The organism is Tardiphaga sp., assembly GCF_028290495.1.
Lineage (GTDB): Bacteria > Pseudomonadota > Alphaproteobacteria > Rhizobiales > Xanthobacteraceae > Tardiphaga.
On record NZ_JAQGJT010000057.1, the window covers coordinates 1 to 12,017 of the forward strand.

Annotated in this window: 10 protein-coding genes; 8 read left to right on the forward strand and 2 right to left on the reverse strand. The window is 64.4% G+C overall.

Annotated features, from left to right (window positions below; translation table 11 throughout):
- Positions 1-1,055: penicillin-binding protein activator (locus JWQ24_RS11085; RefSeq protein WP_299807571.1), on the reverse strand; the 1,055-nt coding region annotated here is incomplete at its 3' end.
- 247 nt (positions 1,056-1,302) lie between these two features.
- Here JWQ24_RS11085 and rsmI point away from each other — a divergent pair.
- From rsmI to JWQ24_RS11110, 5 genes are all read left to right on the forward strand, one after another.
- Complete coding sequence (gene rsmI / locus JWQ24_RS11090) at positions 1,303-2,250, forward strand: 16S rRNA (cytidine(1402)-2'-O)-methyltransferase (protein ID WP_299807573.1); 948 nt, start codon at positions 1,303-1,305, stop codon at positions 2,248-2,250.
- Positions 2,237-2,674 carry a YraN family protein gene (locus JWQ24_RS11095; protein WP_299807575.1) on the forward strand — a complete coding sequence of 146 codons (438 nt, stop codon included), beginning with the start codon at positions 2,237-2,239 and terminating at the stop codon, positions 2,672-2,674. The genes rsmI and JWQ24_RS11095 overlap by 14 nt, the downstream gene beginning before the upstream one ends.
- Before the next feature lie 28 nt (positions 2,675-2,702).
- The gene (gshB, locus tag JWQ24_RS11100; RefSeq protein ID WP_299807577.1) at positions 2,703-3,644 is read left to right on the forward strand and encodes a glutathione synthase; all 942 of its coding nucleotides are present in this window, start codon (positions 2,703-2,705) and stop codon (positions 3,642-3,644) included.
- A gap of 232 nt (positions 3,645-3,876) precedes the next feature.
- Positions 3,877-6,006 carry a TonB-dependent receptor gene (locus JWQ24_RS11105; RefSeq protein WP_299807579.1) on the forward strand — a complete coding sequence of 710 codons (2,130 nt, stop codon included), beginning with the start codon at positions 3,877-3,879 and terminating at the stop codon, positions 6,004-6,006.
- Between the two features lie 212 nt (positions 6,007-6,218).
- Entirely contained in the window at positions 6,219-7,187 is a 969-nt protein-coding gene (locus JWQ24_RS11110) for an MBL fold metallo-hydrolase (RefSeq protein WP_299807581.1), read from the forward strand.
- Between the two features lies 1 nt (position 7,188).
- On the opposite strand, the gene JWQ24_RS11115 is transcribed toward JWQ24_RS11110, so the two are convergent.
- Positions 7,189-8,133: a sensor domain-containing diguanylate cyclase gene (locus JWQ24_RS11115; RefSeq protein WP_299807583.1), complete on the reverse strand. Its 945-nt coding sequence runs from the start codon at positions 8,131-8,133 to the stop codon at positions 7,189-7,191.
- Between the two features lie 262 nt (positions 8,134-8,395).
- Here JWQ24_RS11115 and JWQ24_RS11120 point away from each other — a divergent pair, with 262 nt between their 5' ends.
- The 3 genes from JWQ24_RS11120 to JWQ24_RS11130 form a co-directional block, all read left to right on the forward strand.
- A complete protein-coding gene (locus JWQ24_RS11120; protein ID WP_299807585.1) occupies positions 8,396-9,934 on the forward strand; it encodes a YifB family Mg chelatase-like AAA ATPase in 1,539 nt (512 codons plus the stop codon).
- 94 nt (positions 9,935-10,028) lie between these two features.
- Positions 10,029-10,496: a hypothetical protein gene (locus tag JWQ24_RS11125; RefSeq protein ID WP_299807587.1), complete on the forward strand. Its 468-nt coding sequence runs from the start codon at positions 10,029-10,031 to the stop codon at positions 10,494-10,496.
- Positions 10,497-10,659: 163 nt separating this feature from the next.
- Positions 10,660-12,017: ATP-binding protein (locus JWQ24_RS11130; RefSeq protein WP_299807589.1), on the forward strand; the 1,358-nt coding region annotated here is incomplete at its 3' end.

Consider the following 12,017-nt stretch of genomic DNA (forward strand, 5'->3'; position numbering starts at 1 on the left):
ACCTCAGGTGAAAACCGTTGCTGCCCCTGGGTTCGCGCCAGGGCTGCGACCAGCGCCACCGCGTCATAGGCCAGCGTTGCGGTTCGCACCGGGTCGGAACCATATTTGGCGCGGTAGCGTCCGGAAAAACTGCGGAAGCCGGCCGGATCCGGCGCGGCATAAAGGCCGCCCTGCAGGTTCGGGCTCGCGAACACCCGCGGATTGTCCCACAGGCCGGTGCCGAGCAGCTGGATGTTCTTCAGGTTGGCGCCCGCCGCGGTCAGCGCATCGGCCATCCCCACCACCGAATCGCCGTCATCGGCGATGAACAGCGCGTCAGCCGAACCGAGCGACGCCGCGACGGTCCGCGCGGCCGCCGCGCGATCGGCGCCATATTTCGTAAACGCGACCACCCGGCCGCCTTTGCGGCCGACCTCCTGCTTGAACGCGGCCTCCACGACGTTGCCATAGGCATTGTCGGGCAACAGCGCGGCAAACGACCGTTTTCCGATGCTCGATGAATAGTCGATGATCCGGTTGACGTCCGACTCCGGCAGGAAGCTCAAGAGATAGACGCCGCGGCCGGCGACGCTGGCATCGGTCGAGAACGCGATGACCGAGACGTTGCGGGCGCGGGTCGCCTGAGCGGTCGACGGTACCGACAGCGCAAACAGCGGCCCGAGAATGATCTCGCAGCCCTCATCGAGCGCCTGCTGGGTGCCTTGCCCCGCGCCCTGCGCCGAGCCGGCATCATCCTTGATCAGCAGCTGGATATTGGGATTCTGGAATTCCGCCAGCGCCAGTTCGGCGGCGTTCTTCATCGATTGCGCGGCAACGCCGGCATTACCGGCGGCCGACAGCGGCAGGATCAGCCCGACCTTGACCTGGCCAGTGCCGACCGCGAGCGGCTGCTGCGCCGGACCGGCGGGCGCCGCGGGGCTGGAACCGAAATTATTGGTCAGCGTCTGCTGGACTCCGGCGCAAGCGCCGAGCAAAGGCGTGCCGAAAAGCAAGCCAAGCGCCGTCCGCCGGGTCGAGCCCGAACGCGGGGTGCTGGGATGAAACGGATCGGCCATCGCTACTCTTCTCTCGGCCGACCACGGTCGGCCATCCCCCGCCGCCGTCGAAATGGCGCACGGATTCGGCTATATTGTCGGTGATAAGTTAACCAAAACAAAAACGTATGGGCAGCCCTACCCTGTAACCAGTCATTTTGCATACGGCACATGAACGGCGACATAATGGCTTTGCCGACAGCCGGGGCAGGGCTGGACGGCACCGAGAGGGCTGCCCCTGCAGCACTTTTCCCTCTACATTGCGCGAATGCGCCCAACACCTCTCCCCACGACCTCGCCCGAAGACACCCCGGCCACGACTGGGCGGACATTTGCCGTTGCCGGCCACCTGCTGACCGCACCGAAGGCCGTGCCCGGGCTGCATCTGGTCGCCACCCCGATCGGCAACCTCGGCGACATCACGATCCGCGCGCTGGAAACCCTGGCCGGCTGCGACATCATCGCCTGCGAGGACACCCGCATCACGCGGCGGCTGACCGAACGCTATTCGATATCCGGCCAGCTCAAGCAATATCACGAGCACAACGCCGAGCAGGCGCGACCAAAGATTCTGGAGAAGCTGGCGCAAGGCGCCTCGATCGCGCTGGTATCCGATGCCGGCACACCTCTGATCTCCGATCCCGGCTTCAAGCTGGTGCGCGAAGTCGCCGCCGCCGGCTTCAACGTGATCGCGCTGCCCGGCCCGTCTTCGGTACTGGCGGCGCTGGCTGTGGCCGCGCTGCCAACCGACCGTTTCTTCTTCGAAGGCTTTCTGCCGTCGCGTCAGATGGCGCGCCGCGCGCGGCTGACCGAGCTCTCCCGAATTGACGCCACGCTGGTGATGTTTGACTCCGGTAACCGCGTGCAGGACACGCTGGCCGATCTCGCCGACATCATGGGTAGCCGTGATGCCGCGATCTGCCGCGAGCTGACCAAGATGCACGAGGAAGTGCGGCGGGCGAAAATCTCCGAACTGGCCGCCGAGGCCGAGGGGCTGGAGACCCGCGGCGAGTTCGTGCTGGTGATCGGACCGCCCGAAGCCGATGCGCAGGCGATGACCTCCGCCGATCTCGACGCGATGCTGCGCGCCTCGATGCAGCATGACAGCGTCAAGGATGCCGTCGCGAATGCTGTCGAACTGTCCGGCCGACCACGCCGCGAAATCTATGCCCGCGCGCTGGAAATCCAGAAGGAAGGCGGCGATGGCGAAGACTGACGACGCCCCGGCAACGTCAAGAGCTCCTGCAAAAGCCCCTGCAAGGGTAAAAAAGATCGCAGCGCCCGAGCGCGTCGCCGCCTTCCGGACCGGCCTGTCCGCCGAGAGCCGCGCCGCGGCGATGCTGCTGGCCAAGGGCTATCGCATCCTGGCACGGCGGTTTCGCACGCCCTATGGCGAGATCGACATCGTCGCCCGCAAGCGCAACCTGATCGCCTTTGTCGAGGTGAAGGCCCGCGCCACCCTGGACGAAGCCGCCTATGCAGTGACGCCGCGACAGCAGGCGCGGATCAGCGACGCCGCCCAGGCCTGGTTGCAGGCGCATCCCGAGCAAGCCGAATTCGAGCTGCGCTTCGACGTGATGATGATTGCGCCGGGGCACCTGCCACGCCATCTGTTAGCGGCATTCGACGCCAGTTGCTGACCCCGCCTCCATAACGCCGGACAATCCCATGACCTTGAACATCGCCGTCCAGATGGACCCCATCGCACGCATCAACCACAAGGGTGATTCCACCTTTGCGATGCTGCTGGAGGCGCAAAAGCGCGGCCATACCCTGTCCTATTACACACCGGACAAACTCTCGCTGCGCGGCAATGAGGTGGTGGCGTCGGTGCAGAAGCTGACCGTGCGCGACGTCGAGGGCGATTATTTCGCGCTCGGCGAGCCAACCCGCGTCAATATGGAGTCCTTCGACGTGGTGCTGTTGCGGCAGGACCCGCCCTTCGACATGGCCTACATCACCTCGACGCATCTGCTCGAGCGCATCCATCCGAAGACGCTGGTGGTCAACGATCCCGCCTCGGTGCGCAACGCGCCGGAGAAAATCTTCGTGATGGGCTTTGCCGATCTGATGCCGCCGACGCTGATCTCGCGCGACATGGAAGAGATCAATGCGTTTCGGAAGGAGTACGGCGCGGTGGTAATGAAGCCGCTGCACGGCCACGGCGGCGCGGCGGTGTTCCGCGTGCTGCCGCAGGACATGAATTTCGGCTCGCTCTACGACATGTTCGCCGTCACCTTCAAGGAACAGTGGGTGATCCAGCGTTTCCTCCCCGAAGTGAAGCACGGCGACAAGCGCATCATCCTGGTCGACGGGGTATTTGCCGGTGCCGTGAACCGCGTGCCCGCCGAAGACGATTTGCGCTCCAACATGGTGCGGGGCGGTGCGGCGAAGGAGACCGAGCTGTCGCCGCGCGAGCGCGAGATCTGCGAACGTGTCGGCCCGGCGCTACGCGAACGCGGCCTGCTGTTCGTCGGCATCGACGTGATCGATGGCCACCTCACCGAGATCAACGTCACCTCGCCGACGGGCATTCGCGCCATCGCCAAGCTCGGCGGCCCGGACGTGGCGGCGAAATTCTGGGATGTGGTTGAAGCGAAAAGAAAATAGAACGCCACGTTGCAGCACTGCGACAACTTGTCTCAAAAATATAGCTATTCCAGAAATCGTTGACACAAAACTAACGCAAAAACGTTTCCGGAGATTTCGGGATACCGCATAGCCATTGCAGCGCGAGAATGCGCTTGCATTGGCTGAGGCGGAAATGAAATTTGACAGCAGGCTACTCCTGGCGACGTCGGCGCTCGTAACTTTTTCTCTTCCTGCCTTCGCGCAGGGCACCATGCAGCTGCCCGCGCTGGTCGTCGAAGGCGCGCTCGCCTCGTCGGTCCAGACCGCCAACGAATTGCGTCGTGCGTCTCCGAACGCCAAGATCATCATCGAAGCCGAACAGCTCAACCAGTTCAACGACCAGAGCGTCGGTGACGCAATCCGGCGCCTGCCCGGCGTCTCGTTCCCGCGCCTGAACCGTTCGCGCGACATCAAGCTGCGCGGCCTCGGCAAGGAATACACCCAGGTGCTGCTCGACGGGCGGCCGATCGTCGATGGCGACTCCAGCCGCAACATGGAAGTCGATCGCATTCCGACGATCTTCGTCGAGCGCGTCGAGATTACCCGAAGCCCGCTGGCCTCGCAGGATTCGCAGGGCTCGGCCGGCACCATCAACATCATCACCAAGCGTAATTTCGGCCCGTCCGGCGGCGCGATTTCGCTGGGCGCCGGCCATGTCGAGAACTTCGGCACCGCGGGCGATGCCTCCGGCTGGACCGGCGGGCAGGCGGGCCCGGTGAAGTACTTCATCGGCGCCGGCTATCAGCGCCGGCTGCTGGAAGAAAGTAGCAACACCTACAATTATAATTCGACCGGGCCGCTGCCGAGCGGGACCGCGCCGAACCGCGCGACGATTCAGGACCAAAAGCGCACCTTCGACGAATACACCGCGCTCGGCCGCTTCGAATTCAAGGCCAACGACGCGAATACCTTTATCGTGGCGCCGACCTACTTGAAGACCGAAGAGAAGCGCGCGCAGAGCGAAAACCGCACCAACGCCGCGATGACCTATGTCGATCGCAACACGACGGAAACCCGCAACCGCCTGCGCGAAAGCTACGGCAGCTATTTCGAGTGGGCCCACACCTACAACAACTTTGTCAGCAGCCGCGTCTTCGCCGACGTGCAGGAAGCCCGCGAAGAGACCGCCCGAGACAGCGTCCAGACCACCTACAATGCAACGGGCACCGCGACCGGCACGGTGCCCGGCTATACGTTCAATCCCATCACATTGACACGTATCGCGCCCGGGGCCGCCGTCACCGCGCAATTGAACGGCCACACCGTCGAGACGGGCACCGGACTCAACCGGCTGACGCGCGGCGAGAACGACACCGGTCGCACGGATGGCTCGCGCACCTATGAACTCCGCGAAGACGTCTTCTACGGCTATCTCAGCGACAGCTTCTCCCTCCTCGGCAACGACAAGATCACCGCCGGTGTCCGTGTGGAACACAGCAATACGGCGACCACCGATTTCAGCGGCCTGCAGACCGAGCGCACCGAGATCGACCTCAACCCGTCCCTGAACTACAAGATCGCAGTGGCGCCGGACGTGGACCTGCGCGCGGGCGTGGCCCGGACCGTGCGCCGTCCCGATCTTCGCGACCTTACGCCGACGGTACGCGAATCCAGCGGCACGCCGGGCAGCCCGGACACCCGCGGCAATCCGAATGCAGCGCCGGAGAAGATCTGGGGCGCGGATATCGGCGCCGACTATTATTTCTACGACAAGCTCGGCATCCTTTCGGCTAACTTCTTTGCGCGCAGCTTCGAGGACAAGCTCGAACGGCGGCTGACTCTGGGTTATCCCGGCAAGCCGACCCGCTGGATCTCCGAACTGCGCAATGCCGGTGACGGTCATGCTTACGGGCTTGAGCTGGATGGCCGCCTGCCGCTGCGCGCGCTCAACATGCCGAACCTGACGCTGTGGTCGAATGCCACTCTGGTGAAGACCGAGCTGACCGATCCGCAGACGCAGCAGACCCGTCGCTTCGCCGAGCAGCCGGATGCGATCCTCAATATCGGCCTCGACTATTATGTCGAATCCTGGCGGACGACGTTCGGACTGAACTACAACCGTGCCTTCAGCTATTCGCAGGACATCCTGCAGACCGGCACGACCACGACGCCGCTGGTCAATCAGCGTACGGAGTACAATTCGCTGAACCGTGTCGATTTCTCGATGAAGATCGCGCTGACCCCGAACGCCACGATCTCGTTCTCCGCCCTCAACCTGACGCGACCGATGTTCCGCACCAGGCATACCACGTTCACGACGGCAGGCGCCATCGACTCGATCGTGAACTACGAAGAGCCGTCGCACAGCCTGTACTACGTGCGGACCAGCTTCAGCTGGTAACAACCATGACGGTGGCAGCGCGCGCCTGAGGCAGGCGCCGCCACCGTTCTGAATAAATCCTCAGCCTATCCGCGCGACCCGTTCGCTGCGCTGCGTCATCGTACTTCCCCCCTTGCCAGCCTTTTCCGCCGGGCGCAGCATGCCCCCGCACGCCCGGCCAATCGGGCGACCTGCCGACACGGCAGCAAGCAAAAGCAATCTGGGAGGCACGCATGACATTCGATGTTTCGCGACGCTCGATGCTCGCCCTTGGCGCCGGTTTCAGTGCAAGCCTGATCGGCGGCAACGCCTTGGCCAAGGCGCCGAAGCTCGGCACGCAGTCCCCTTACTTTCACCGCTTCATGCTCGGCTCAGCCGAGGTCACCGTGGTCTCGGACGGCCCGCTGCCGCTCGGCGATCCCTCCGGCACCTTCGTCGGCGTGCCGAAGGAAGAGGTGAAGAAAATGCTGACGGACAATTTTCTCAACGACAGCAACATAATCCTCGAGCAGAACGCGCCGATCGTGAACATGGGCGACCGCCTGGTGCTGTTCGACACCGGCATGGGCACCTCGAAACTGTTCGGGCCGACCACGGGCCGGCTGCAGAAGAGCATGGCGGAAGCCGGTATCAAGCCCGGCGACATCGATGCCGTGGTCTGTTCGCACGCCCATGTCGATCATATCGGCGGCATCGTCGATGCCAACGACAAGCCACTGTTTCCCAATGCGCAGGTCTATATCAGCGAGGAAGACTTCAACTTCTGGACCGATGAGGGCAAGCTCGGCACGCCGCTAAAGGACTTCGTGCTGCATGCCCGCAAAAACCTGTTGCCGGTACGCGACCGGCTGGTGTTCTACAAGGACAATCAGGAGTTCCTGCCCGGCATCACTGCGATGCACGCGCCCGGACATACGTTCGGTCACTACATGTTCATGATCCAGTCGGACGGCAAATCCTTCGCCTTCCTCGGCGACCTCACCCACCACCAGGTGCTGCTGCTGGAAAAGCCGCGGATGGAATTTGCCTACGACTCCGATCCGAAAATGGCGGCGAATACGCGGGTCAAAATGCTCGACATGCTGGCGGCCAACAAGATCGCGGTGATGTCCTATCACTTCGCCTGGCCGGGCTATGGCCATGTGGTGAAGGCCGGCGACGGCTTCCGCTATATTGCGGAGCCGATGGTGATGGCGCTCTGACTCACGCCACGGCGAAGGGGCGCGGCGCGCGCTGGCCAGAACCCGGCCGGTGCAAGCGGTAGGTGCCGCGGCCGGCGTCTTTCGCGGCGTATAGGGCGGCGTCGGCCATCACGAACAACTGCGACGGCGTGCAGTCGTCGACCAGCGCCACGCCGACCGAGGCGCCGAGTTGCAGCAGGCGGCCGCGGAACAGCACCGGTCGATTCATTTCCGCAACGATGGCGGCGGCGGTTTCCAAGATTTCGCCAAACGACAGCCCCGCGCCCAGCATGACGGCGAATTCGTCGCCGCCGATCCGCGCCACCAGTTCGGCGCCGACGCAGACGCTGCCGATCCGCTGCGCGGCCTCGCGCAGGCATTCGTCGCCGGCGGCGTGGCCGCAGCTATCGTTGACCGACTTGAATTCGTCGAGGTCAATCAGCAGCAACGCGCCGAACGGCTTCGTCGCCATCGTAGCCGTCACCAGCTCGGATAGCTTTGACTGAAACCGGCTGCGGTTCGCCAGCCCGGTCATGACGTCATATTCGGCGAGGTAACGGTTTCGGTCGGCGAGAAGCTTCTCTTCGGTGATGTCCTGCTTCATGCCGAAGATGCGGACCGCGACGCCATCGATGCTTTCCACCGTGGCCGTGATGCGGATCCAGCGCCGGTTGCCCTTGGGGGTGACGATCTTGGTCTCCAGGCTGAAACCGCTGCGTTCCTCGATCGCCTTGCTGCGCGCCTCGTGCAACGCCCGCAACGACTCCTCAGGATAGCATTTCAGCGTCACCGCGCGATCGAGCGGCGTGCCGCGCTCCTGATCGAACAGATCGTAGACGACATCTGTCCAGACCAGTGATTCGTCTGCCAGCGTGCATTCCCAGACACCGATCCGAGCCGCCGCCGAGGAGCGATTGAAGATTTTCTCGCTGTGGGCGAGCGAGGCGGCCTGTTCGGCGATCGTCACAGCCTGCGCATCAAGCTGTTCCCGCAGGGACGCGATGAGCTCAGCGTCAGAAACTACCGATGGACAGGGCAATGGATCGGACATTCTTTCTGAGAACTCGATGACGTCGCTGCGTTACTGGCGACCGTCGCATGGCCACTTTAACATCTTCTTTACGGATGGCACTTGTGGCAGCAGGCCGCGGCGCAGCGAAACTGTTCCCTTATTGTTCTTGCAATAACACAACCTTCGGTTATCATTTCCGCGACTGAGGGATCCCGGGATGGTACAGCGCGTCTCCACCGTCGCGTTTGAAGGCATCGAGGCCCGCGCGGTCGATGTCCAGGTGCAGGTCGTACCCGGCCTGCCGAATTTCGTGATCGTCGGATTGCCGGATAAGGCGGTATCGGAAGCGCGCGAGCGGGTGCGCGCGGCGCTGGTCGCCTCCGGACTGGCGCTGCCGGCGCGGCGCATCATCGTTAACCTCGCGCCGGCCGACTTGCCGAAAGAGGGCAGTCATTACGATCTTCCGATCGCGCTTGGGCTGATGGCCGCCATCGGCGCGATCCCCTCCGATGCGCTGGCCGGCTTCACCGTGCTCGGCGAACTCGGCCTCGACGGCTCGATCGCGCCGGTGGCCGGGGTGCTGCCGGCGGCAATCGGCGCCAATGCGCGCGACGAGGGCCTGATCTGTCCCGCCGCCTGCGGCGCCGAGGCGGCGTGGGCCAGCCCCGATATCGAGATCATCGCGGCCAGTTCCCTGATCCAGATCGCCAACCACTTCAAGGGCACACAGGTGCTATCGCGACCGCAGCCGAAGATGTACGAGCGCGAAACCGCACATCTCGATCTGCGCGACATCAAGGGACAGGAGAGCGCCAAGCGGGCTTTGGAAATCGCCGCGGCCGGCGGGCATCATCTTCTGATGGCCGGCTCGCCCGGGGCCGGCAAGTCGATGCTGGCGGCAAGGCTGCCCTCGATCCTGCCGCCGCTGTCACCAGCGGAATTGCTGGAAGTGTCGATGATCGCCTCGGTAGCCGGCGAGATCAAGGACGGCGCGCTGACGGCACGGCGGCCGTTTCGTGCGCCGCATCATTCCGCCAGCATGGCGGCGCTGACCGGCGGCGGCATCCGCGCCCGGCCCGGCGAGATTTCGCTGGCGCATCAGGGCGTGCTGTTCCTCGACGAACTGCCGGAGTTCGATCCGCGCGTGCTGGATTCCCTGCGCGCGCCGCTTGAAAACGGCGAGGTCGCAGTTTCGCGCGCCAACCACCGCGTCACGTACCCCGCGCGGTTCATGCTGGTGGCTGCGATGAATCCGTGCCGCTGCGGCCACGCCTTCGAGCCCGGCTATACCTGCCATCGCAACCGCATCGAGCGCTGCACCGCCGATTACCAGGCGCGCATTTCCGGCCCGCTGATGGACCGCATCGACCTGCGCATCGAGGTGCCGGCGGTCACCGCCACCGACCTGATCCTGCCGCCACCCGCCGAAGGATCGGCCGAGGTCGCCGCCCGCGTCGCCGCGGCGCGGGACATCCAGGCCGCGCGCTACCTCGCGGCAGGGCTGACCAACATCCGAACCAACGCTGCCGCACCGGCCGCCGTGCTGGAAGCGGTTGCGCAACCCGATGCACAAGGGCTGGCGCTGCTGCGCGACGCCGCCGTCACCATGAAACTGTCCGCGCGCGGCTATCACCGCGTGCTGCGCGTCGCCCGCACGCTGGCCGATCTGGACGGCGCGGAGAAGATCGGCCGGCTGCATCTGGCGGAATCGCTATCATACCGCGCGCTGGCCGACGACGCCCGCCGCGCGGCGTAACCGTCGCGCCGCCGTCAACCCCGCAGTAACGAGTTTTGTTTACGCTCTGCTCACCATACCTCGCAATTCCGGGGCAACGGGTGAGTAACGCGTCATGTTGCGATTGAAGATTCTGGCTTCCACGATTCCCGTCCTGCTGGCCGCGGTATTTGCACGCGGCGAATTCACGTCCGGCGCGCATCCCTGCATTACCACCGGCGAGACCTCGGTGCAGATCGCGACCGCCCCCTGGCAGGCGCAACTCCACGTGGCCTTCACCGACGATCCCTCGCGCGCCACGGTGCGGGTGCAAATCGTCGATTCCGCCGAAAACGCAGACTTTGCGGTGGTCGACGACATCGACAGCGCCGAGTCCGAAGCCTGCGCCATCACCGCGGCAACGCGCTTCATCGCGATTTCCGCAGCGGCTTCCTCAACCGAGCCGGTAATCTATTTGTCCGGCGAAGGCGACGCCGACTACCGGATTTTCGTGCAATCGAAGAGTTTCACGCCGCGCGATGCCGCAGCGCTGATCGTGGGCGCCCATGCCGGGCACCACCGCATGGCCACCGCTGCGCTCTGACGCGCGATTAACGAATAGCTAACCACGCTCGCATCGCGCGGCATCAAGGCCGGCATGCGCAAGCACTTGGCAATGACATCCGCCCATCCTCCCCGCCATCCGCGCGCGCGTGCAGCCGGTGCTGGCCCTCGATTTGGCCAAGGCGAAATACAGTAGGGACGGATTGGTGACAGGGCGGATTAACCGGATCAGGCATCGCTTGCGCCGCTTCGCGCGCCGCCATCCCTGGCTGGTCGCCGCGGTCCGCAGCTTCGTGATGTTCTCCGCCGCGTTCGGCGGCGCCTATGGCTTCATCGCCGGCAGCACCTCGGAGAATTCCGGCTACGATCCACACGCTTTTGCGATCGGCGCCAGCTTCCTGTTCGCGGTCGCCTGCGTGGCATTGGCAACGCTGAGCATGAAGCTGCGTTTCATGGCGCGGCGGCTGCGTCTACTCGCTGCGCACAATGAATCGCTGGTCGATCGCAACTGGGAACTGAAGGAAGCCGAGCAGCACGCTCGCGGCCTGTTCGAAGCGCAGAGCGATCTGATCGTGATCCGCGACGCCCACGGCCGCATCACTTTCGTCAACGATGCCTATTGCACGCTGATGGAGCGCTCGCGCGAGGATCTCATCAGCAGTGCGTTTACGCTTCAAGTGCTGGAGCAAGGCGTGACCGCGCATGATCCAAACGGCACCAGCATTCACGACCAGAAGATCGTCACCGCCTTAGGGCCGCGCTGGATCGCCTGGCGCGAAGGCTTGGTGCGCATCGACGCCGGACAGCCCGCCGAACTGCAATGCGTCGGCCGCGACGTCACCGATCGCACCGAAGGCGAACGCGCTCTGGCAGAAGCGCGCGATCTCGCCAACGCCGCCAACCGCGCCAAGTCGCGCTTCCTCGCGATGGCCTCGCACGAGATCCGCACGCCGCTGAACGGCATCATCGGCATGAGCGGCCTGCTGCTCGATACGTCGCTGACCCCGGAGCAGGTCACCTATGCGACGGCGGTGAAGACCTCCGGCGACGCACTGCTGTCGCTGATCGAGGAACTGCTGGACTATTCCAAGATTGAAGCCGGCAAGATCGACCTCCAACAGCGCACCTTTGCGCTTGCCGGGCTGATCGAGGATATCACCGAATTGTTGGCGCCGCGGGCCCAGGCCAAGGCGATCGAGATTGCGGCCTATGTGGATGAGCGGCTGCCGATGGAAGTCGTCGGAGATGCCGCGCGGCTGCGGCAGGTGCTGCTCAATCTTGCGGGCAACGCCATCAAGTTCACCTCGACCGGGGGTGTTGCATTGATTGTCGAGCCCGGAACAGACCCGGGCGAAGTCAGCTTCCTGGTGCGCGACACCGGTATCGGCATCGCGCCGGAGTCGCAGATGCGGATTTTCCGCGAGTTCGAACAGGCCGATGAGCGCACCGCGCGTAATTACGGCGGCACTGGTCTCGGCTTGAGCATCAGCGAGCGCATCGTCAAACGAATGGGCGGGCGTATCACGCTGGATAGCCGGCCCGGCGTCGGCTCGACATTCGA

Bases quoted from the DNA above. Each gene is read 5' to 3' on its own strand.
- rsmI (WP_299807573.1), top strand. From the start codon at position 1,303: ATGCGCCCAACACCTCTCCCCACGACCTCGCCCGAAGACACCCCGGCC.
- JWQ24_RS11095 (WP_299807575.1), top strand. From the start codon at position 2,237: ATGGCGAAGACTGACGACGCCCCGGCAACGTCAAGAGCTCCTGCAAAA.
- gshB (WP_299807577.1), top strand. From the start codon at position 2,703: ATGACCTTGAACATCGCCGTCCAGATGGACCCCATCGCACGCATCAAC.
- JWQ24_RS11105 (WP_299807579.1), top strand. From the start codon at position 3,877: ATGCAGCTGCCCGCGCTGGTCGTCGAAGGCGCGCTCGCCTCGTCGGTC.
- JWQ24_RS11110 (WP_299807581.1), top strand. From the start codon at position 6,219: ATGACATTCGATGTTTCGCGACGCTCGATGCTCGCCCTTGGCGCCGGT.
- JWQ24_RS11120 (WP_299807585.1), top strand. From the start codon at position 8,396: ATGGTACAGCGCGTCTCCACCGTCGCGTTTGAAGGCATCGAGGCCCGC.
- JWQ24_RS11125 (WP_299807587.1), top strand. From the start codon at position 10,029: ATGTTGCGATTGAAGATTCTGGCTTCCACGATTCCCGTCCTGCTGGCC.